This window comes from Rhodococcus sp. G-MC3, assembly GCF_030063335.1.
Classification (GTDB): Bacteria; Actinomycetota; Actinomycetes; order Mycobacteriales; family Mycobacteriaceae; genus Rhodococcoides.
Genome location: NZ_JASISW010000005.1, coordinates 1 through 21,237, shown reverse-complemented (window position 1 = coordinate 21,237; position 21,237 = coordinate 1). Strand labels below are relative to the sequence as shown.

Annotated in this window: 22 protein-coding genes; 9 read left to right on the top strand and 13 right to left on the bottom strand. The window is 60.8% G+C overall.

The genetic code is table 11. From position 1 onward, the window contains the following. Positions 1-41: 41 nt before the first annotated feature. On the top strand, positions 42-1,250 hold the full coding sequence (locus QMK17_RS06360; RefSeq protein WP_283507613.1) for a GGDEF domain-containing protein: 1,209 nt from the start codon (positions 42-44) through the stop codon (positions 1,248-1,250). On the opposite strand, the gene QMK17_RS06355 is transcribed toward QMK17_RS06360, so the two are convergent. Further along, on the bottom strand, positions 1,229-1,990 hold the full coding sequence (locus QMK17_RS06355) for a hypothetical protein (protein WP_283507612.1): 762 nt from the start codon (positions 1,988-1,990) through the stop codon (positions 1,229-1,231). The genes QMK17_RS06360 and QMK17_RS06355 overlap by 22 nt on opposite strands. A gap of 364 nt (positions 1,991-2,354) precedes the next feature. Here QMK17_RS06355 and QMK17_RS06350 point away from each other — a divergent pair, with 364 nt between their 5' ends. Further along, on the top strand, positions 2,355-3,371 hold the full coding sequence (locus tag QMK17_RS06350) for an Rv1355c family protein (RefSeq protein WP_283507611.1): 1,017 nt from the start codon (positions 2,355-2,357) through the stop codon (positions 3,369-3,371). A 183-nt stretch (positions 3,372-3,554) separates the two neighbouring features. Here QMK17_RS06350 and QMK17_RS06345 read toward each other — a convergent pair whose 3' ends face one another. Continuing rightward, positions 3,555-3,716 (bottom strand): hypothetical protein, encoded by a 162-nt coding sequence (locus tag QMK17_RS06345; RefSeq protein ID WP_283508024.1) that lies wholly within the window; start codon positions 3,714-3,716, stop codon positions 3,555-3,557. Between the two features lie 122 nt (positions 3,717-3,838). Here QMK17_RS06345 and QMK17_RS06340 point away from each other — a divergent pair, with 122 nt between their 5' ends. Next, positions 3,839-4,444 (top strand): phosphoribosylanthranilate isomerase, encoded by a 606-nt coding sequence (locus QMK17_RS06340; RefSeq protein ID WP_283507610.1) that lies wholly within the window; start codon positions 3,839-3,841, stop codon positions 4,442-4,444. Between the two features lie 26 nt (positions 4,445-4,470). On the opposite strand, the gene QMK17_RS06335 is transcribed toward QMK17_RS06340, so the two are convergent. Together QMK17_RS06335 and QMK17_RS06330 are read right to left on the bottom strand one after the other, a co-directional pair. Then, on the bottom strand, positions 4,471-5,064 hold the full coding sequence (locus tag QMK17_RS06335) for a cysteine hydrolase family protein (protein WP_283507609.1): 594 nt from the start codon (positions 5,062-5,064) through the stop codon (positions 4,471-4,473). 93 nt (positions 5,065-5,157) lie between these two features. Next, complete coding sequence (locus QMK17_RS06330; protein WP_283507608.1) at positions 5,158-5,484, bottom strand: ArsR/SmtB family transcription factor; 327 nt, start codon at positions 5,482-5,484, stop codon at positions 5,158-5,160. Positions 5,485-5,500: 16 nt separating this feature from the next. Between QMK17_RS06330 and QMK17_RS06325 the strand changes: the two genes are divergently transcribed. Continuing rightward, on the top strand, positions 5,501-5,971 hold the full coding sequence (locus QMK17_RS06325) for an SRPBCC domain-containing protein (RefSeq protein WP_283507606.1): 471 nt from the start codon (positions 5,501-5,503) through the stop codon (positions 5,969-5,971). A 38-nt stretch (positions 5,972-6,009) separates the two neighbouring features. On the opposite strand, the gene QMK17_RS06320 is transcribed toward QMK17_RS06325, so the two are convergent. The 4 genes from QMK17_RS06320 to QMK17_RS06305 form a co-directional block, all read right to left on the bottom strand. Beyond that, on the bottom strand, positions 6,010-6,624 hold the full coding sequence (locus tag QMK17_RS06320) for a dihydrofolate reductase family protein (RefSeq protein WP_283507603.1): 615 nt from the start codon (positions 6,622-6,624) through the stop codon (positions 6,010-6,012). Between the two features lie 88 nt (positions 6,625-6,712). Further along, positions 6,713-7,357 (bottom strand): GntR family transcriptional regulator, encoded by a 645-nt coding sequence (locus tag QMK17_RS06315; protein ID WP_283507601.1) that lies wholly within the window; start codon positions 7,355-7,357, stop codon positions 6,713-6,715. Between the two features lie 94 nt (positions 7,358-7,451). After that, complete coding sequence (locus tag QMK17_RS06310; protein ID WP_283507599.1) at positions 7,452-8,324, bottom strand: ABC transporter permease; 873 nt, start codon at positions 8,322-8,324, stop codon at positions 7,452-7,454. Continuing rightward, a complete protein-coding gene (locus tag QMK17_RS06305; protein ID WP_283507598.1) occupies positions 8,324-9,103 on the bottom strand; it encodes an ABC transporter ATP-binding protein in 780 nt (259 codons plus the stop codon). The genes QMK17_RS06310 and QMK17_RS06305 overlap by 1 nt, the downstream gene beginning before the upstream one ends. A 285-nt stretch (positions 9,104-9,388) precedes the next feature. Between QMK17_RS06305 and QMK17_RS06300 the strand changes: the two genes are divergently transcribed. The 4 genes from QMK17_RS06300 to QMK17_RS06285 all read left to right on the top strand — a co-directional run bounded on the left by QMK17_RS06300 (position 9,389) and on the right by QMK17_RS06285 (position 14,207). Continuing rightward, positions 9,389-10,555: a nitrate ABC transporter substrate-binding protein gene (locus tag QMK17_RS06300; RefSeq protein WP_283507597.1), complete on the top strand. Its 1,167-nt coding sequence runs from the start codon at positions 9,389-9,391 to the stop codon at positions 10,553-10,555. A gap of 50 nt (positions 10,556-10,605) precedes the next feature. Next, positions 10,606-11,574 carry an isopenicillin N synthase family dioxygenase gene (locus QMK17_RS06295; RefSeq protein WP_283507595.1) on the top strand — a complete coding sequence of 323 codons (969 nt, stop codon included), beginning with the start codon at positions 10,606-10,608 and terminating at the stop codon, positions 11,572-11,574. 35 nt (positions 11,575-11,609) lie between these two features. Then, positions 11,610-12,917 (top strand): amidohydrolase family protein, encoded by a 1,308-nt coding sequence (locus QMK17_RS06290; RefSeq protein ID WP_283507593.1) that lies wholly within the window; start codon positions 11,610-11,612, stop codon positions 12,915-12,917. 141 nt (positions 12,918-13,058) lie between these two features. After that, a complete protein-coding gene (locus tag QMK17_RS06285; RefSeq protein ID WP_283507591.1) occupies positions 13,059-14,207 on the top strand; it encodes a class I SAM-dependent methyltransferase in 1,149 nt (382 codons plus the stop codon). Positions 14,208-14,288: 81 nt separating this feature from the next. Here the strand turns inward: QMK17_RS06285 and QMK17_RS06280 are convergent, their stop codons facing one another. The 4 genes from QMK17_RS06280 to QMK17_RS06265 form a co-directional block, all read right to left on the bottom strand. Beyond that, the gene (locus tag QMK17_RS06280) at positions 14,289-14,918 is read right to left on the bottom strand and encodes a class I SAM-dependent methyltransferase (RefSeq protein ID WP_283507589.1); all 630 of its coding nucleotides are present in this window, start codon (positions 14,916-14,918) and stop codon (positions 14,289-14,291) included. Between the two features lie 216 nt (positions 14,919-15,134). After that, positions 15,135-15,854 (bottom strand): hypothetical protein, encoded by a 720-nt coding sequence (locus QMK17_RS06275; RefSeq protein WP_283507588.1) that lies wholly within the window; start codon positions 15,852-15,854, stop codon positions 15,135-15,137. Between the two features lie 45 nt (positions 15,855-15,899). Next, on the bottom strand, positions 15,900-17,639 hold the full coding sequence (locus tag QMK17_RS06270) for a CocE/NonD family hydrolase (RefSeq protein WP_283507587.1): 1,740 nt from the start codon (positions 17,637-17,639) through the stop codon (positions 15,900-15,902). Positions 17,640-17,957: 318 nt separating this feature from the next. Beyond that, positions 17,958-18,482, bottom strand: a complete 525-nt coding sequence (locus tag QMK17_RS06265; protein WP_136171757.1) for a nuclear transport factor 2 family protein — start codon at positions 18,480-18,482, stop codon at positions 17,958-17,960. Positions 18,483-18,770: 288 nt separating this feature from the next. Here QMK17_RS06265 and QMK17_RS06260 point away from each other — a divergent pair, with 288 nt between their 5' ends. Further along, on the top strand, positions 18,771-19,379 hold the full coding sequence (locus QMK17_RS06260) for a TetR/AcrR family transcriptional regulator (protein ID WP_283507585.1): 609 nt from the start codon (positions 18,771-18,773) through the stop codon (positions 19,377-19,379). Between the two features lie 22 nt (positions 19,380-19,401). On the opposite strand, the gene QMK17_RS06255 is transcribed toward QMK17_RS06260, so the two are convergent. Beyond that, on the bottom strand, positions 19,402-21,063 hold the full coding sequence (locus QMK17_RS06255) for an MFS transporter (RefSeq protein WP_283507584.1): 1,662 nt from the start codon (positions 21,061-21,063) through the stop codon (positions 19,402-19,404). Positions 21,064-21,237: the final 174 nt, after the last annotated feature.

Sequence of the window (21,237 nt, the reverse complement as noted above, 5' to 3'; positions counted from 1 at the left end):
GGCTTTCGCTCACACCGACCGCGAACCGAGGGCACCCACATATGAACGCGACGCTGCGCCGTACTCGTGCAGAACCGCATTCCCTCCTGTCCCGATTCGACTCACGCACCGCGATGGTGGTGGTCAGCGCGCTCGGCGCTGTCCCCCTGCTCACGATCGCGTTGATCTCCCCGGGCTTTCTTCGCGACAACGCGTTTCCACTGCTCACGATCATCATGGTGTTCACTGCTGTGACTGTGCTGTTCGCCGTCAAGGTAGGAACGCTGAACGACATTCAGTTCGGTGTGTTCGGCGCGGGCGGAATGATCGGAGTCGCCCTGTCCGCCTACCTGATCGCAGATCCAGCAGGGACGAGGGCCGTCACCTCGATGCTCGCCGTGGTTCCCGCGATCGCGGCATCCGGATCACCGACGCGAGTGACGGCGGTCCTCACAGCGGGTTCGGTCGCGCTCGCGTCGTGGTTGTCCATCATCACCTTGTCTGCATCGGGCATACCGATCGCGTGCATCGCGGTGGGTGCGGCAACGACGACGGTCCTGGTACCGGTGATTCTCATCGCCGCACTCCGCCGGTCTCTACTCGCAGTCAACGGACGCCTCAATGTTCTTGCGAACACCGATCCGCTCACCGGTCTGCTCAATCGCCGCGGCATGCTCAGCCACGTCGAGGACCTTCTGGACACCACGTGCGTGGAACGCGGACAGATTTCTGCATTCGTGGTCGACATCGACCATTTCAAGGCGGTGAACGACAGTCTCGGCCATGCCGCAGGCGATCGCATTCTCGTCACCATCGCCGACGCACTTCGTCACGCCACAGACGACACCGAGTCCGACGACGCAATTGTCTCTCGCATCGGCGGCGAGGAATTTCTCGTCCTCACCCCTCGCATACTGGAAAGTCCGCTCGAGACAGCCATTCTCGAACACGTCAGATCAGAGTGCGAGGTTACTGTGAGCGTCGGTTCGGTGACCGCAGACGTGAGGACCGCACTCGATCCGCGGCTCACTGTCGACGGAATCAGCGAAGAGCCACACATCGAGCACGTGATCGACACGCTGATGCACGCCGCCGACAACGCGTTGTACGACGCCAAATCCAGCGGTCGAGACCAAGCGTCCCACGCCGGGACAATGCTGGTGACGTGGGCTCCACGTGGTGCCTATGAGCGAGCGTTGCACTCCCCGAACGCTGTTCGGCGGACATCGCCGAACACCACTGGACCTCGTCAAGCGACCGCCGAGGAGTAGTCGCTCGGCCCGTTGAGAACCATGGCATCCAGTTGCATCGCGGCCCACACCTCGGCACGCGCCTCTCGTGCAATCGTTTGGCGGTCCCACCACATCATTCGGGTCCGATACTGATCACTCGGGTAAGCCGCTGCCGGGACGCTCGTGTCTATCCGGCCACCGGAAGCCTCCCACTGACGAAGCACATGATCGGCAGCACTGGCGAAGAGATACCTGGCGCCGACGAGGTGCAGGGTCGGCAGTGCGGTTCGTGCGAGCAAGCCCGAGACGACGCGTCCCGATCCACCGTTGCCGACCCAAGCGCTCTTCATCTCTACGATTCCTTGCGGCAAGCGCGCCTGGAGTTGCGCAGTGACGATGTCCAGTCCAGGCGAGTTCTCCCATTCGGTCAGCACGTGCGACTGCTCGACCACCGTGTACGGACCCTGGGCGCGTACACCACCCAACATCGTGCCGTCCTCGCCCAGAACAACGTAGAACACAGAGGTGGTCGCACCGGATGCGACCTCGTCGATGTCGAGTGCAACCGTTACTCCGTGACGCGAGTACGACGCCCAGGCGCCGTCGACATACCTGGACCACAGGTCCGGAGCGGCATCGGGCGTCGCAGCCACCAGGGTCAGCGAGCTGGCGTCGCAGGTACTCGAACGCGGCGTGAAGGACAGGTTCGCCGACCGCCGACTCGTCATCGGCGTCAATCGACTTGCCGATGCATCCTTTCCCAGAGGTTCGATAGTCATCACTGAACTTGTCGAGACAACAGTCACAGGTTCTCCTGAAAAACGGCGCGGAGTCCGGGTAGAAACCGCGGAGGAACTGCCGGCGGTAGCGATATCGCATGTGGCCGGCAGCACTGCCAGGTGGCAGTACTACTCATTGTTCACGTTTTCAGAACTTTTCCCCGGTTTGTGGCGAGCCATCAGTGCTCAGAAACCGCGTCGGTGATGAGTTCACACACAGACGAACAGGGAATTCCCTGATATCGACCCCGATATTTTGTGTGCATTCATAAAGAAGTTCGGGTACTCGGCGAAAGGTCCGGACTGACCGATCGGCTACGTTGACGACTGAGAGTCACTTACAGCCGGAAAATGCGAGGGCGCAATGGCAGAGCACTACGTACTGGATCCAACCTCTGAAAAAGATTTGGCGCTGTTCGACGAACTCGTCGCGAGCCAAGGAATGTCCGTGCTGGACACCACCAAGAATCAGCTCGGATCATTGCACGCGCTGGTCCCGGAACCGGCGAAAGAGATTCGCGAAGAACCTGTGCGGTGGGTGCACTATCCGTGGCGCACATCACTCGTCAGGGTTCTCGGTCCGGAGGGTTTCAGGACGCTGAGACTGGACCGCAATCGAAACAAGATCACCCAGTCGGAACAGAAGCGTATGAGTGGTTTACGGGTCGGGGTGGTGGGTCTGAGTGTTGGTCACGCAGTTGCCCACACCATCGCCATCGAGGGGTTGTGCGGTGAACTGCGGCTGGCGGATTTCGACGAACTGGATCTGTCCAATCTCAACCGGGTGCCGGCGTCGATCTTCGATCTCGACGTCAACAAATCGGCCGTTGCGGCACGTCGTATCGCCGAGCTGGATCCATACCTGTCGGTGATCACATATCCAGAGGGGCTGACGCCGTCGTCGATGGATGCATTCCTCGACGGTCTCGATATCGTCATCGACGAATGTGACTCTCTCGACACCAAATTGACGCTCCGGGAGAACGCCCGGCAACGGGGCATTCCGGTCGTCATGGAGACCAGCGACGGCGGAATTCTCGACGTCGAGCGCTTCGACATCGAACCGAACCGACCGCTGATGCACGGTCTGCTGGGCGATCTGGACGCCGACGCCTTGGCGAACATCACTCCCGAGCAGAAGGCGCCGTTGGCAGCTCGAATCCTCGACCCCACCAAACTGACTCCGCGCATGCTCGCCTCCCTCCCCGAAATCGGGAAGACACTGTCGACGTGGCCTCAACTGGGTAGCGATGTCGCACTGGGCGGCGCCTCGGTCGCGGCGGTAGTTCGCGCATTCGGTCTGGGTTCACCGCCCCCGTCCGGGCGCGTACGCATCAACCTGGAGGCGCACATCAGGAACATCGCCGAAGTTACCGCCTGACGGGCCGACGTACCTGTGCACTGCGAATTCTCGTCTGCGCCGAGGAATCTGGGGGAACGTGGGCGAGAATTCGCAGCTCGTCGATGCGCTGGTTCGCCTCCAGGAACACCTCGGCGCAGCACGGATATGTAATGCAGGCTCCAGAATCGCAGTCCGCCGCCCGAACCGCGCTGTGTCCGCTCGTCACTCCCCCGTCCGGTAGAGCCGCCAGAACCACAGTGCGGCAACGCCGAAACACAAGGCGCCGGATCCGAATGCACCGACCACCAACAGGCACGTGCCCACGGCAGCCAGAGCCACGATGACAGCCACCTGGAGTCCGTCGCCCCATTCCATCAGGGGCACTGCTCGGACGTGACTTCGGTAGAGACTGAACCATCGGTCCTCATGGCATCCTCGCTGTCGTCGAACTTCGAGTCCAGAATGTCATGTTTCGGCGACAACGCAGACGCCGGTAATCTTGTGCGATGACGTTCATCAAACTGTGCGGCTTCCGAAATCGATCGACCCTGGAAATCGCTCTGTCCTTGAATGTCGACGCAATCGGCTTCGTCTTCGCACCGAGCCCACGCCGCACTACCGTCGACGAGGCGCTGCCGCTGGTAAAACTCGTCGCGGGCCGTTCCGACGCTGTCGGTGTTTTCAAGGGATCGACGCTGCCCGAAATCCTGCTCGTCGCATCCCAAACCGGTATCGGCACGGTTCAAGTCCACGACCTACGCACCAGTGCTCAGGTTGACGAGTTGCACCGAGCCGGGCTCACCGTGTACCGAGCCGCTGCTGCCGGTTCCGACTACACCTCGCTCGGCGAGGACAGCCTGCTGGTCGACGGTTCGATTGCAGGCGCGGGCAATACCTGGGACTGGAGCGGCCTCGAATGCCCAACTCGGCCATGGATACTCGCAGGGGGACTCGGAGTCGACAATGTCCGTGCGGGCATCGAGGCGACCGGAGCCGCAGGCGTCGACGTGTCGAGCGGCATCGAAAGCTCACGCGGCGTCAAAGATCCTGCGCTGATCGAACGTTTCGTGCGCGAGGTGAGGAAGCACCCTCGCCCGGACTGCGCCTCCTAGGCGAAGCCAAAATTCCTCCTGTTCCATCAGTCTGGAATGGCCGAGACGTCGGGAACGACGACGCCGAACAGATCCGCGATAGCTGCCAGACTTGCTGCTTGAAGCGCACTCGCTGCAACTCCGCCTGCACCGGGAAGACTGCGCGTCGCGGTCGTACTGGCGATCACAGTCGGACTGTATCCGAGGCTGAACGCACCACGGGTGGTGGAGTTGATACACATGTGGGTCATGAACCCTGCAATCAGCAAGTTCGTGTGGCCGAGCGCGCGAAGCCGCTCGTCGAGGTCCGTTCCGACGAACGAATTCGGGTAATTTTTCACCAGCACCGCCTCGTCCCCGCGAGGAGCGACGCGCTCGACGATGTGCCCGATGTCGGCGTTGATGTCGTAGGGACTACCCGCACCGGCGTCGTGCATGAAATGAATGATCGACGTACCTGCGGTGCGTGCACGATCGAGCAGTTCGGCGGCAGCATCGAGGGCTGGGTCCACTCCTTCGAGTTCCATCACGCCCTGGGTGTAGGTGTTTTGACAGTCGATCATGATCAGCACGGAATCACTGAGCGAAGACGGTGCGTCCGGCAATCCCGTCAGTTGGCGAAGTGTTACGGAATCGGTCATCGAAATCCTCCTGCTTGCGCGAGCCCTTGGAGTTTCGAACGTAGGCCAGCAAGGGTTGCTCGGAGGTTGCAACGGGCCGCGGTTGCGCCGGAGTTACCTGTCATCCAGGCGATCCAGCATGTCGACCGCAGCCCTTGCGTACTCTCCGATCCATCGGTCCGAGATGCGTTTGATAGGCAACGGCGCGAGGGCGAGGTGTCGTTCCCGACCGATCTTTCTCCCGGTCACCAGATCGGCGGCTTCGAGAACGCGGAGATGCTGGAGCGCCGTGGTGCGATCGATGTCGTGAAGCATCGCACACAGCTCACCCGTAGTGCGGGGCGATTCTTTGAGGATGTCGAGCATACGGCGACGAATCGGCGACGCGAGTGCCTTGAACACCCGATCATCGTCGTCACCCTTGCGCCCCGTTCCAGTCATGTTGTAAAAATACAACATGACTCAAAATCTGACCGAACTCTCGTTCACCGTGTCGGGAAGAATTGCCCGACCGCTCACCGACGTCTACGAAGCGGTCGCGGACCCCGCACAGTTGTCCAAGTACTTCACGACTGGAGGCGCACGAGGGCGACTCGAATCAGGCACCGAGGTGAGCTGGGATTTCCACGATTTTCCCGGCGCATTCCCGGTCACCGTGGTTGAGGCCGACGCACCGAACCGAATCGTGATCCGATGGGGAGGCAACGCGACGACGTCCGAGGATGGCACGACGACAACCACTTTCGAATTCGAAGCGATCGACGACGGCGCCCGCACCCTCGTGACGGTCACCGAATCGTCCTGGACACCGACAGCCGACGGGGCCGAAAGCGCATTCGGCAATTGCCAGGGCTGGACCGGCATGCTCGCGGCCCTGAAGGTGTGGATCGAACACGGCATCAACCTGCGCGAGGGATTCTACAAATAGGTCGCGCACAATAGGCAGTCACTCCGACGGACACTTCTCTATTCGGTCATGTCTCCCGTTTCCGGAGTTCCGTCGCCGAGTCCGTACTGCAAGTAGACAGTTCCGGTCGAGGCGGCCACCGGCGGCGCCAGGAGCGTGAGGTTGCTCGGCACCACTCCGTCGTCGAACACCTTCTTCCCGACGCCGAGTGTGATGGGGTGGATCCAGAGGTCGATTCGGTCGAATAGCTTTTCTTTGAGCAGCGTCTGGACGAGGTCGAGACTTCCGACGACCTTCACGTTCTCGTGGCGATCACGTATCTCGCGCACCGCCGTCGGCAGGTCGGAACCGAGCTGCGTGGCTCCCGGCCATGACAGGTCGGGCGTACCGCGGGAGGCCACATACTTCGGGATGCTGTTGAAAAGTGATGCAATCGGGTTGTCCTGGCCGTCCTTGTTCGGCCAGTACGAGGCAAAGATGTCGTATGTCCGTCTGCCGAGAAGAAGAGCATCGGTGCCCTCGTACGCGGCGAGAACCTGCGCGCCGCTGACGTCGTTCATCAACGGCGCCTGCCAGCCACCGAACGGAAAATCCTCCGGATCCTCCTTCGGTCCGCCCGGCGCCTGCCCGACGAGATCGAGTGTGGAAAACAGTTCGAGAGTGATGAGGCCCATGGTCGACTCCCCTGCAGGTAATTGGATCGGTCGCGGAAGTAGACCAGCGATGATAAGAAAAATCATCGACGCGGCGAGGACCGTCCTGTCAGGTGCGGGTAATCCGCACCAGCAATCCCGCAACGTGCGCTGATGCGGCGATCCGAGCAGCATCCGCATCACCGGTCTCGATGGCATCGACGATGCGTCCGTGTTCGGCAACAGCAAGCTGTCGCCCGAGGTCGGCGGACCACATATCGGATCGATAGAGGTGCGCCTGGCTGTCCAGACGAAGGAGCGCATCGCTGAGCGGTCTGTTCTGCGCGATGTCGCGGATTCGCGTGTGGAACCGCAGATCGAGCAACGCGTCTCGTTTCGCGTCGGCAGGACTGTCCAGCAGTCCGCGTTGCTCCTGCACCATCACGTGCAGCTCATGGACTGCATCGTTCGTGGCATTGAGCGTTGCGCGGTGCGCTGCCAAACCGTCCAGTAATTCCCGCACCTCGAAGACGGATCGTATGGTGTTCGCGTCGAGCGAGTCGACCTTGGCACCCGCGTTTCGGGTGTGGACGGCAATTCCCTCGTAGATCAGCTGCTGAACCGCCTCGCGGACCGGCGTACGACTCACCTTCAACTTTGCAGCCAGCGCCGGAACGCTCAGGGCGGTGCCGGGTGGCAGCTCGCCGGAGAAGATTTGCTCACGAAGAGTTGCATGAACCGACTCCGTGAGGAGTTCGCGTTCGGTTGTGCTCATGTGTCCCATCCACCCATGTGAAGTATTCGTCCCGGCAACCATTCTCGCCTATCTCTGCGGCCAGAACTCGGGCTGCTCATCGAAAGTGAGGATGTCAGGAGCGGGAACCGGATGCGTGCCACCTGCCTACCAGCGCACGAGAGAGGACTCCGAAGAGCGAAAAAACGGCTATTCCGAACGCGGACGCAATCAAGATTGCTGCGATGAGATCCTCCGACTGCAAGCGAGACCGATAGATATCGAGAAGGGTGCCGATACCCGGTTGCCTCTTCGCAAAGAACATGTCACCGATGATGGCGCCTACGACAACCAAGCCGGCTGCAGTGCGAATGCCGGTCAGTATCGAGGGCAGTGCTGCTCGCAGTTCGAGCTTCACCAGTCGCTGCCACTTCGATGCGCAACCGAGCGTGAAGAGCTCGTGTAAGCCGCGGTCGACGGATTGCATCCCGAAATGTGTGTTGGTGATGATGGGAAAAGCTGCAATCATCACGCACACAATGGTGCGGGCGACCATGCCGTAGCCGAACCACAGACCGATCAGCGGAACGATTGCCAGGATCGGAATCACCTGCAGAACCACCGCATAGGGATACACCGCGCGTTCGATCCAGGTGGCCTGGTTCATCAGAATGCCGACGACAAGCCCGAACAGCACCGCGATGACGAATCCGACCGCGGTCACGCGAGCGGTGACGGCCAGCGCGTCGAGCATCGGACCGAGATGTGACCAGTCCAGGAGTGACTGCGTCAGCACTCGGTGCGGCGCAGGCAGAAGAAAGCGGCGTTCCGGGGCAAGTACCAGATAGTTGACTGTGTACCAGGCCGCAATCGCAGCGCCGAAGGACGCGGCAGGTACACCGACCGCGCCGAAAGCTCTATTCGACAGGCTCACAGCAGGACGTGGGCGTTGAGCTGCAGCACGCGCTGATCGAGCACGAGGCATCCGAACTGCAATCGACTGCGTCATCAGGCCACCCCACGCAGAATGGAGGAAATACGAGCGGCGTAGTCGGTGAATCGACTGTCGAAACGAAGACTCTCCGTTCGCGGACCGTCGAAGGCGATGTCAACGATCGAATGGATTTTCCCTGGGCGTGGAGTCATCACCACAACCCTGTCCGCGAGGAACACCGCTTCCGCCACCGAGTGCGTGATGAACATTGCAGTGAATTCCCCTTCGGTACAGAGTGTGTACAAAAGCGATTGCATGTCGTGCCTCGTCATCTCGTCGAGTGCGCCGAAGGGCTCGTCCAGGAGCAGAACATCCGGCAACAGGGTGAGAGCACGGGCAAGAGACACCCTCATCTTCATTCCGCCGGACAGTGCAGACGGTAGCTGATTTGCGAAACCGCCGAGCCCCACCGAATCGATCGCGGCCACTGCGCGATGACGACGAGTCCTCGAGTCGAGGTGTCCCAGCTCCGCCGACAGTTCTACGTTGCCCAATACGTCGCGCCACGGCAGAAGGGTCGGCTCCTGAAAAATGAAACCGACGGAATCGGTTCCGAGAGAGACACTTCCGTCAGTACCGCATTCCAGACCTGCGGCCATCCGGAGCAATGTCGATTTTCCACATCCACTCGGACCCACTACTGCGACGAATTCTCCCCGCCGCACGGCGAGGTCGATTCCGTCGAGCGCCGTGGTCCCAGTGGGGAACCGCTTGACCACCGCGTCGAAGACGATCTGGGTGTTCTTCGTCAGCAGCGATGCATCGGCGCCCTGCATGGTATCGATCGAATCCATGACTACCTCCAGCTGAATTGCATGTAATAGAACATTGCCAATCGTGCATTGCATGCATTTCTTAAATGTTTCACTGGATTACAATTCGATGAACTGTCGATTCCATACCGCCTACGAGCTGCACTTTCAGTTGGCCATTGCCGTCGATGCGCGCACTTCTACCCTCTACCGCTTTACATGCAATCTCTCAGCATGCACACTGTTCGCAGTCGATAGACGTCAACGGCGTCGAATGTCGGCTTCGCGCAACGTGTCCCACACTCCAACTATCAGAGAGTTGCTGTCATGGCCACGAAGAAGACCCAGACCGTAGGTGTGGCGGTAGTGCTTGCCATCGCACTCGGATCGAGCGCTTGCACCGACAGCGATACTTCGACGACTGCCTCCTTATCGCTCGAGCCCGCACCTGCCGAGCAGAATCTTGCGGACTCGTGCCCGTCGACGGTGACGATTCAGCTCCAGTGGCAGCCGCAGTCCGACATGGGCGGGCTGTTTCAGATGCTCGGCCCGGGTTATACCGTCGACTCCGAAGCCAAATCCGTGACCGGCCCACTCGTCGCGCAAGGCAAGGACACCGGCGTCGACATAACAATGCGTGCCGGTGGACCTGCGATCGGTTTCCAGTCGGTGACGTCGCAGATGTACGTGGACGATTCGATCGATCTCGGGATCGTGCACGGTGATCAGGTCATCTCCGCCGTTGCTGATCAGCCGGTGGTGGGTATCTCTCCCCTACTCAAATACAGCCCCGCGATACTGATGTGGGATCCCGAAAGTCATCCGGACTGGAAGTCGATCGCCGACATCGGAAAATCGGACGCAACCGTTGTCGTATCCAAGGAGCAAATCTTTCCGCAGTGGCTCGTCAGCGAAGGGCTGCTGAAGTCCGGGCAACTCGACACCGGGTACGACGGCGCTCCTGCCCGTTTCGTCGGCGACCCGGAGATTGCGCAGCAAGGGTTCGCGAACTCCGAGCCATACACCTACGAGTCGGACACACCTGCATGGTCGAAACCGGTCGCCTACCAACTTGTAAAGGACACCGGCTACGACATCTATGCGTCCAACGTTTCCGTGCGAGCAGACAAGGTCGAGGCGCTCTCACCCTGCCTCGACAAGCTTGTACCGATCATTCAGCAATCCACCGCGGACTACATCTCGGCACCGTCGGTGACAGACTCCGCCATCGTCGACATCGTCTCGCAGGACACCTCGTTCACCCCGTACTCCGAGGGCGAGGCTGCGTTCAGTTCGAAGCTTCTCAAGGACCAAGGGCTGATCGCGAACGAAGCCGACGGCTCGGTGGGGACATACGACCCGGTGCGTACGCAGAACAACCTGGCCGAACTGACGCCGGTGCTGACCGGTGGTGGCGCGCGGCTTCCAGCGGACCTGACGGCCGACCAACTGTTCACCAACCGCTTCACCGACCCGTCGATCGGCATTGCCTGATCTGCGCAGGACCCACCCGATCACCGCAACCGTAGGAGAATGGACACACTATGAACCACCCACTGACCGAACTTGATCGCGAGAGCCGGATGGGCGGTCTCGGTACCGAGACGAACTCACGCGAGATCAGACGAATCGACATCTCCGACTTCGATTCTCGTCGCGACGAGATTGCGGACGCATTGTGGTCTGCGGCCACCGACATCGGATTCTTCCAGGTGATCGATCACGGAATCGACTTGAACGAAGTCCGACGCGCCTTTGCCGCCGCCGAAGCGTTCTTTGCCCTGCCCGAATCGGTCAAGGCGCAATATCCTCTGAAGAAAGGCTTCAATTCCGGCTGGGAGTACAAATCTCAAGTCCGGCCTTCCATCGGAACACCGGATCAGAAGGAATCGTTCCAGGTCACCCGTCCGCACATGGACGCCCTGTGGCCGTCCGAGTCCGAGCTTGCCGGGTTCCGCGAGACAATCGTGGGCTTCGAGACGAAGTGCTGGGAGCTCGCCATGAAATTGCTGTCCTGCTTCGCCGTCAAGCTGGGATTCGATCAAGACTTCTTCACCCGGGCTCACGATCCATGGGTGCAGGGCTACCAGAGCACGCTTCGGATGCTGCACTACTTCGAGATCGGCGACCAGGCCGACACGTGGCGCGCCGGAGCGCACACCGACTTCGACTGCCTCACCTTGCTTTTCCAACGCGATGGCCAGGGTGGGCTGCAGGTATGTCCCGGTCGCGAGATGGATACCCAGGAATGGACACCCATCCAGCCGTCGGACGACGCCATCACGTGCAACATCGGCGACATGCTGATGCGCTGGAGCGACGATGTCCTGCCGTCGAACTTTCATCGGGTCAAGAATCCGGGCAGGAACGAATACCAAGGTGCCCGCTACAGTCTGGCATTCTTCGCTCAAGCCAACCGAGATGCCGTCATCGAAGGCCCAGCAAAGAAGTATCCCTCGATCAGCGCTCAGGACTATCTGTACCAGCGCATCAGCGCCAACTTCGCTCGCTGAGCACTGCACCGAATCGGCAACGAAGGGACACCTCCATGCACGACACACTGATCCACGACGTCACGGTCTACTCGGGCGGGCAGTGGTTGCCGCACCGCGACGTCGTGGTCGGCGGCGGACTGGTGACCGATATCAACTTGGCCGGGCCGTCGACGACAACGGGCGTCGACGGGACTGGGGCATACCTCATCCCGGGATTCGTCAACACCCACACCCACATGCAACAGTCGCTGATGCGAGGAATCGCAGAAGGTATTCCGCTGCTCGAGTGGCTACTTGCTGTCGCAGAGGAGTCGGTGGCAATCACTCCAGAACGAGCGTACATCGCTACGGTGGCAGCGTCCCTCGAAGCACTCCGCAGCGGCACAACGGCGCTCGTGGAACACATGTGGCCACACCCATCCACCGATGTGCACGATGCCGTACTGAAGGGGTTGCACGACACGGGGATTCGAGCCGTGTTCGGCCGCGGTACCGCCGATCGTGCCGACCCGACCAGACGCTGGGGCTTCGATCCACGGCTGATGCAACCGCTCGACGACGTCCTGGCTCATATCGACGACATCGCAAAAAGCACAATGGGGACAAGGATATCCACCGCTGTCGCGGTTCCCAACCCTCGATCCCTGACACCCGACGGTATGGGTGCGGTGCGAGAATTCGCGCGGTCTCACGACATGACTGTGATGATTCACCTTCTCGAAACGCAGACCGACGACGTAATGTGCCGCGAACATGCAGGTGTGGCCGCTGTCGACTATCTCGATCGCCACGGCTTTCTGTGGGACCGTTTGCTGGCCGTCCACTGCGTCGAACTCGACGGATTCGGGCGGACATTGTTGGCCGAGCGCGGCGTCGGAGTTTCCTATAACCCGATCAGCAACATGCGGCTCGGCTCCGGCGTTGCCGCCGTCCCCGACATGCTTGCCGCAGGATTGCACGTCGGTATCGGCGTGGATGGCGCTGCCAGCAACGACACCCAGGACATGCTGGAATCGCTGCGCGTCGGCGCGTACATCCAGCGTGCGGTCAACAAGAAGGCAGATCTGTTCGGTTTCGACACCATGCTGAACATGGCGTCGGGCGGCGCCAATTTCGTGCTCGGTTTGCCTTCGCGTTCAGCGGGAGTGTCGGTGGGCGACGTCGCCGACCTCACGATGGTCCGTTTCGAGCGCGACTTCGCATGCCTGCCCGTTCGCGACCCAGGTGCATCGTTACTCACCACGGGCACTCGGCAGGTGGTGGACACCGTATGGGTCGACGGCGAGGCAGTGATCCGCGACGGCCACAGCACCCGTGTAGACGAAGAGGAGTTGATCCGCTCGTTGCATGCCCTGCGGTGACACGACAAGGGTGGCTGGGCTCAGCTTGGGGAGCGTTCACCGAGCCACACGGTTGTGGTTGACTGAATTCAACCGAAGGGGACACGTGTACCAGCCGATCTACCTCGACAGTATCGACGACCGAACTGCTTTCGTGACCGCATGATCGACGACCGAAACGACAGCGCGCTCGTTGGCACGACTGTCGAGTGGCTCGAGAACGGGCAGAAACGCTCGGCATTGTGGCGTTCGGAGAACAACGCACCAGCGCCGAAGGTAATTAATCTCATCGGTGACGACATCAGCGCCGATGTCGCCTACAAGCGCGTATCGCTCGGTGAATCATTGTTGTGGCGTGGAGATTTCAACAATGCGCGCCAATTGCTCACTGCAATGACGCGACGAGCCGAGCCGCGGCCGCGGAAGCCATCGTCGACTCCCGCAGAAGACTTTCACCTCCACCGCCAGGATCAGGCGCGGCGCGCACGCACCCTCGGAATGTTGCTCGTCGAACTCGATCAGGATTATGCCTTGAACTACGGCAGAGCACCCGAAGTCGCACTTGCTGCTACCGAGGTCTACGGCGAGGCGGCCGGTCCGTCACTGTTGTCGCTTCGTGAGCTGCTCAGCCTCATCGGCGCTCACGAATGGCGGCGCAAGGGTGTTCACATTCCTGCGCTGGACGCCAGCATCGAACCACATTTCGGCGTGTTCTCGCCCCTGCGTGGTGAATATGTGCAACTTGTGGCCGATACTCCCCTTCCTGCCGGAACGACCACAGCGTTCGACATCGGCACCGGCACGGGGGTTCTGGCTGCCGTACTCGCCAAGCGCGGCGTCGCCCATGTCGTCGCGACGGACAAGGACCCACGAGCCGTCGCGTGCGCCGAGAAGAATATCGAAAAGTTGGGCCTCGCCGACCGAGTCGACGTTCGACTCACCGACATCTTCCCTGCCGGCCGCGCGTCGCTCGTAGTGTGCAATCCACCTTGGATTCCGACCAAGCCGACGTCGGGTATCGAACACGCCATATACGACCCTGGCAATCGGATGCTTCGTGCCTTCCTGGACCGTCTCGGTAAGCACCTCGAACCCGGAGGCGAGGCATGGTTGGTGATCTCGGATCTGGCGGAGCTTCTCGGGCTCGCAACGCGCGAGGATCTACTCTCCGCGATCGACCGCGCGGGCCTCGCGGTGCTCGGCCGGTCGGAGGTGTCGCCGACGCATTCTCGCTCCCGCGACACCGAGGATCTCTTCCACGCTGCACGATCCCGCGAGAGCACCTCGCTGTGGCGGCTGGCTCCCCGCTGACCTGTCGACAACAGTGCCGGACGAAGTCAGAGGACTCCGGTTATTGCTGCTTCGATAGTCGAGCGGCCTCCAGCACGTCGGTCAGACCGGGTATCGACCCACTGCCCAGGCCCTGTTTGCCGGTGGCTCAACTGAATTGACGGGTTCGCCGTCCCGGAAGTAGGACTCGTGGACGATGGAGCCTGCGTCGATCGCTTCGTGCCAAGCCGATGTCGGACCCTCGCCGTACCAAAGCCAGGGCATGACGTCGTCCATGATCACCACCGTGTCGCGCGTAGCGAGCGCCCGCAGGTCGGCGAGATCAGCACGGGCACCGTCCAGTGAATGGTCACCGTCGATGAAAATCACATCGAATCGCATGTCCGGGTGGAGCTGCGCGAAAGCTGCGATGGTGGAATGCGAGTCACCGCCAATCAGGAAGTGTCGCTCCGGAAACAGCTCGTCGATGTGCGATTTTGCTGCCGCGCTGTAGGCATAATCGACGAGATCGAACGAGTACACGACGGTCGAGGGTGACGCATTCAGAAATGCCCAGCTCGAAAAGCCCGCATTGAACCCGACCTCGCAGATCAGTCGCGTACCGGGCCTTGCCGCCAGCGCGGCCAGGTAGTTCAGCTCGGTCTGATCTGCTCCGCCTTCGAACGGCTCCCCGGCGATCTTGGTCTCGCTCAACATTGCTTCCAGCTGTTGCAAACCCACTGGTCCTCCCATCGATTGGTCCTCCCATCGGCGGCTCAGTGATACCTGTTGAAGTGAATTCCAAAACACCTGGACTTCCTGCGGCAAGCTGCGAAGATTGGGATCAGGGCCGCCAACGTTTGCCGACGGAATATTCAGCTGCCCACCTGTACAGATCGGCGGCTGAATCCCTGGTCGGCAAGATCTGTCTCACCGACGTAGCCCATTGCAGCAAGTGTTCCGCAATCGTCACGCGCTGACGGCGCCGACCGGACTGACTTGCTCGGCGACGGCGGCCAGAATCCAGTTGCGGAATTCGACTGCGAAATGCTCGAGGTGGTGCTCGATGACCTCCGGCCCGCACGTCGCCGGTAGCGTCACCGACAGCCGCGCTACGAACCCGCCCGGTACATCTGTGAACGAATTCGAGATGGATCCGATGACGGTCCCGTCTTCCAGCGCCATCCGAGACCGGCGACCCTGTGGTGCCTCACCGTCGGCAGGGAGCTCGACCTCAGCTGTAGCGGCGTCGTCCCATGGATGCATGTAGAACGAGCAGACGTAGTCACCGAGCGTCTCGACGATGTTGACGCCTCCACTGCCAGCATGGATTGCGTAGTGCTCCGGGTGCCCTGCGATAAGTACGTCCTCACGGCCGAACGCCCGCGACAGCCATGTCGTGAACTCGTTCGCGGTGATGCCGCGAGCATTCAAGGTCGTGGTACCCGTTTCTTCCTCCCCCGCCGAGCGTTCGATTTCTGTTCTGAGGAAGGCCGTTCCCGCGTCGATCTCGTTTTTCAACAGTTCGAGCAGCGAGTCACGGCCCAGCTTGCTCTTGAGCAATGACAGGGCACGCCGAGCGGACGTCAACTCGAAGCCGGCGATGCTGCCATCGCGGTCCTCACCTGCCAACCGCACCCAAGGATCGGATTCGGTCGCCACGCTCAGGTGCTGTTCGGTACTCATCATTGGGCCTCACTTCGATCGTTGTTTGCTGTAGTTGTATCGAACCGGTCAGTTCGACAGGACTGGAAGTTGTATGTAAGAAGCATGGTTTCCACCGGTGTGGATGACATGCTGACCACTGTTGGCACCGACGTACTCCCGGATACCCGGCATCAAGGTTCCCAGAAGATTGCGCGAGCTGACGACGAATCGCAGCTGTTCGCCCGGGTGGAACGCGAGACCGATTGGCAGCAAGTCGATCTCGATTTCCACTATGTCACCTGCCGTGAGCTTTTCGACCCGATCGAAGCTATGCGCCGGCACCTCCTGAGTAGAAAGCTCGTCGTCGAGGTGGCGAGCGGAGACCCGCAAGCGTCCGTCAGAGCCTTTGTACTTCAAAATTGTCGCGCCGTGGTCCGTGAGGTCGTGCGCTCGCGCGCTCTGGTTCGGGACTGTGAATGCCTGCAGTGGGGTGCCGTACGCGTCGAGCTTCTGTACGAGCACGAAGATATCCATGTCGTCGGAGCCGCGTGCTTCGACCCAAAGTCGCGCCTTCGGGTATCCGACCATCACCGTCTCCTTCTCGAAGCGCGTGATGAACGACACGGCGTTGGGGTTGGCATCGACGTCGTATGCGGCGAGCGCTGCAACGGTAGGAGCTGCGGCTTGCAGCGTACGAGACTGCGCATCCAGGTAGTACCTTGTAGACGACACCTGTTCGGGTGGAAAGGTTTTTGCCGATACTCCGACGGTGTCGCCGCCCTCGAGGTCGAGGACGGAGTACCGCACCCTCGGCGTCTGCTCCCAACCGTTGTCCTCACCCTTCAGGTAGCGATCGAAGAAGCGTTGGAGTTCTTCGACGTTGGTCTCGTCGTAGTAGTCGGGCCATTCCTGTCCGTTGTGGATACGCAACCACTTCTCGTCCGACGCGATTCGCCGCCAAGCGCGGAAGGTTCCCGCGGTATGCAGGGTGTTCGAATAGCTGGCGACGACGTACGCCGGGACGGTGATACGGTCGAACTGCGGAATCTTGTTCTCCCACAGCTCGGTCATGAGTGGGTAGCGTTCTACCTCGGAGAGGATGTCCTCCTTCTGATTCTTACCGAAGAAGCTGCCGTCCTGAAGCTGCTGCGCGAAACCGGTGTCAGGCATTCCGCCACGCAGGACCAGATCGCGATAGACATCGCTCACGCCCTCCCATGGGTTGATCGCAGCGAGGTGGGGTGGCTGCTCTGCAGCTGTGAACCACTGCGACACCGCTAGATACGAGGTTCCACTCATGCCAACCTTGCCACTGCACCACTGCTGCTCGGCGAGCCACTCGATGAGGTCGTAGCAGTCCCGGCCATCTTGCCTGTCCCACAGCACGCTGTCGCCATCCGAATCGACCACACCGCGAATGTCAGGATTGCAAATGGCGTAACCGCGGGCGCACCAGTACGCCGGATCCGGAGCTTCGAATTTTTCCAGACCGGAAACGATGGAATTCTCGAGCCCGACGAGTCCGAAGACGCCCATCACGCTGGGCGACGTGCCCTGCCCTTTTCCGTAGGGGCTCCAGGCGACGATAACCGGCACCTTTTCATCCCCGACCGGCCTGAACACGTCCACATAGATGGTCACACCATCACGAAGCTGGACAGCGACATCTTTTTCGAAAACCACATCGACGGGGAGAGAACGAAACTGAGGTGCTATTCGGTATCCGGCCTCCAAGGTCCGAGAACCCGGATCGAATCCCGTCAACACTCCACTTCGGCCTGCCGGCAACGGAGTGGACGGTACGAAAATCTTCTGGTCTTCGCTCATGTCGAGCTCCTCATCTCGTGATCCTCGCTTGCCTTCGGATCCCACAACGAGCGTACGTCCGATCGACGATTAACTCAACACCTGTTTATATAAATCTGGAGAAACTGGTCTACAACCCGAGAACGGGATGGTGCGCTTGTCGGCAATCTTTTTACAACGAGTACGCGAGGACGCGTAATACGTTGGACTTCAGTAGCTTCGATCAGCGATCTGCAGTTCGCCGCCGGAGCTCCGAGCCATCCATGCAACCACCGCGACTGCGCATCCACGGTCTCCGTGCGATTCGCGCCTGCGACGGCAGACCGGGACGTCAGTGCGTCATCTGCCCTTGATGGCGTTGAAGTACCGAACGTCTCCTGCCTCCACCGCTTCGCGTAGAACATGCCCGGTGTGGTCTGGTCGCTGATCGCCGACCGGTTGCGGCACATCGGGATTCCCGGTGTACGAGATTAATTTGGAGATGCGGTGTCGAATGCGCCATCCCTTGTCGGTCCGCACCAGTTCGTCGTCGTACCAACCCGAACCCAGCCAGGTCGGTCCACCGAAGGCTGCTTTACGAACCAGCAACCAGTTGCCGTACGTGAAGGTGTATGCCTTGTCGCCTTCGACATGCACGAGGTGGCCCGTCATCGTGTGCTGATGGGTGTCGAGCGTCTTGTGGAAATCTTCGAATGCACTTGTGAGGCTGGCAACATCCGGCCACGCAGCGCTGGCTGGACCGAACTCGGCCTTCACGTCCTCGGTGAAGATGTCGTTGAACAGGTCCCACTGATGGGAGTCCAGCGCGAACGCGTAGAGGTTGAGAACTTCGATGATTGCCGCTTTGTCTTCGTACTCACTCATTGAGAGTCTGCTCCATTCACATTTCAGAATTGTGCGTCGATGTGCCGAGGCTGCGCATGTTTCGCTTCCCTGCATGTGGCGCAGGGCGATTCTCCGCAACAACAGCACCTAGAAAACACCCGAAACATTCGGGTGTTTTAGATCATCCATCGTGACTGCCGTCACTGTCAACCCTGGAGGCCACCACGACGGCGAGCGACCTCGAGACATCGCTCACGACGACGATACGGCCGACCGAAGCGGAACTCAACAGTTGTTCATATAGAATTGCAGCGGTAGCTTTGCACCATGACGGTCGAGAAGAGCCAGACCCGAAAGCCCCGACGCGGGCGACGCCCGGGAACCGAAAGCACACGCCAGGCAGTGCTCGACGCTGCCCGCGCCAGGTTCGCACGCGATGGATTCGCGGGGACCACCATTCGATCGGTCGCCTCCGACGCGGGCGTGGACGCCTCGCAAGTGATGCAGTTCTTTCGATCCAAAGATGAGCTCTTCGCATCCGTGATGGCTATCCCGGCCTCAGCTCTCGAACGGTTCGACATCGCGTTCGAGGGCCCTGACGCGCACCTCGGCGAACGGGTGGTCCGCGCGTACTTGGCAGCGTGGGAAGGTACCCCCGAGGAGTCCGAGCCGTTGATGGCAATGCTTCGTAGCGCAATCGGAAACGAACACGCTACGGAACAACTGCGTGACTTCATCCAATCCCGTTTGTTGCACGGCATGAACCCCGATGGTGGCGCCGACGCCGCGCTGCGAGCAGGATTAGCGTCATCGATGCTCGTCGGCATCGTCACGAGCCGTCGCATCATCGGAGTACCACTACTGAGCGAGGCGAGCACCGACGACCTTGTTCGCGTCGTGGCACCAGCGATCCAACACGTCCTTGCCAAGGAGTGACGCGCTGGATCGAGGCCGTTCGTCAGGGAGCGTCGGAGCTACGAGTTCCCTCGCGATCCGCCGGCTCGGGTGCAATGTAGACCCGATCGGGGCCGAAGGATGGGATTTCGGCGAACTCATCGCCCACCCCGTGCACCTGGGCGACGTCGATCGTTCTGCGTAATGGCCTGTTCGGGATGAGTACGGTCGCAACCAGAGTCACGACAGCGATGAAACCGGCGATCAGAAAGATTCGCCCCGTAGCATCACCGTAGGCGGTCCGAACGACAGCGGCGACCGGTGGCGGCAGCGCCCCGAGGTCGAGTGAGGAACCACCACCGGCCGAGGCGTCGATGCCCAACTGAGCGAAACCTGCAGCCGACTTCTGGGCCACTTGGCCGGCCAACAACGACCCGAGAACGGACACACCGATCGCTCCACCGAACGTGCGAAAGAACGCGACGTTGGACGATGCCGCACCGATATCGTGCACGCTGACCGTGTTCTGAACGGCTAGTACGAGATTTTGCATCAACATGCCGATTCCGAGGCCGACGACCGCGATGAAGACGCCGATAGACCACAGGCTCGTAGCGTGATCGACGATGCCGAGTAGCAGGAATCCGACCACCATGAGACCCGCGCCGGCCACAATGAAGGGCTTCCATTGTCCGAGCTTGGTGATGAGTTGTCCGGATCCGACGGAGCTGACGAGCATGCCGAACACCAAGGGGATCGTGAGTAGCCCAGCCCCGGTGGGAGAGAATTCGCGTGCCGTCTGGAAGTATTGCCCGAGGAACGTGGTGCCGCCGAAAAGCCCGACACCGACGGCAACGGACGCGATGATGGCAAGGCCGGTCGTGCGCTCGGTGACGATCTTCAAAGGAATGATCGGCGATGAGTGACGAGCCTCCACGATGACGGTCACGACCAAGAGCAACACCCCGGTGCCGACAAGAATGGCCGAGTCCCGGGAGAGCCACTCGTAATAGCCAGCCTTGCCTGCGAACGAGACCCACACCAGGAGAACGGAGACTCCTGCTGTCAGCAGCAGGGCACCGAGCCAGTCGATGGACACGTCGTCCTTGCGCACGGTCTCGATATGGAGCGTCTTGTGCACGAGTCCGAAGGCAACGACAGCAACTGGCACGCAGATGAAGAAGCACCAGCGCCACCCGAGCGGACTGTCGACGACCACGCCGCCGAGAATGGGTCCGCCCGACATCGATACGGCGGTGACTGCACCGATGTAACCCGAGTAGCGCCCGCGTTCACGCGGGGACACGATCGACCCGATGATGGCGATGACGAGGGCCGTCAGACCCCCCATACCGACACCCTGAACGACGCGAGCCGTCAACAGAATCGGTATGTTCGGCGCGAACCCGGCAAGCATCGAGCCTACAACGAAGACGACGATGGCGACCTGAACGAGAACCTTCTTGTTGAAGAGGTCTGCGAGCTTGCCCCAGATCGGCGTCGACGCGGCGTTGGCAAGCAGGGCCGTTGTGATCACCCAGGCATAGACGGTCTGCGAACCGTCGAGGTCACCGACGATGGTTGGATGCGCCGTAGTGACAATCGTTGTGCTGAGAAGAGCCGTGAACAGCGCAGCGAGTAGGCCGGTCAAGGCTTCGAGGATTTGTCGGTGCGACATTGCGTCGGGATCTGCGGCACGACCACTGGACGACGGAGTAGATGGCATTGGTTGTCTCACATTCGATTTCAATTTCCGCGGTCCACGAGGACAGGTGAACCGCACCGGGTTGTCCGGAGGCTTCACTTCTTAGGAGAATGAAGCCATGGCACGACCGGCAAGCAACTACCCCACCGAGCTGCGTGAACGCGCTGTCGGCATGTTCACCGAGATCCGCAAGGA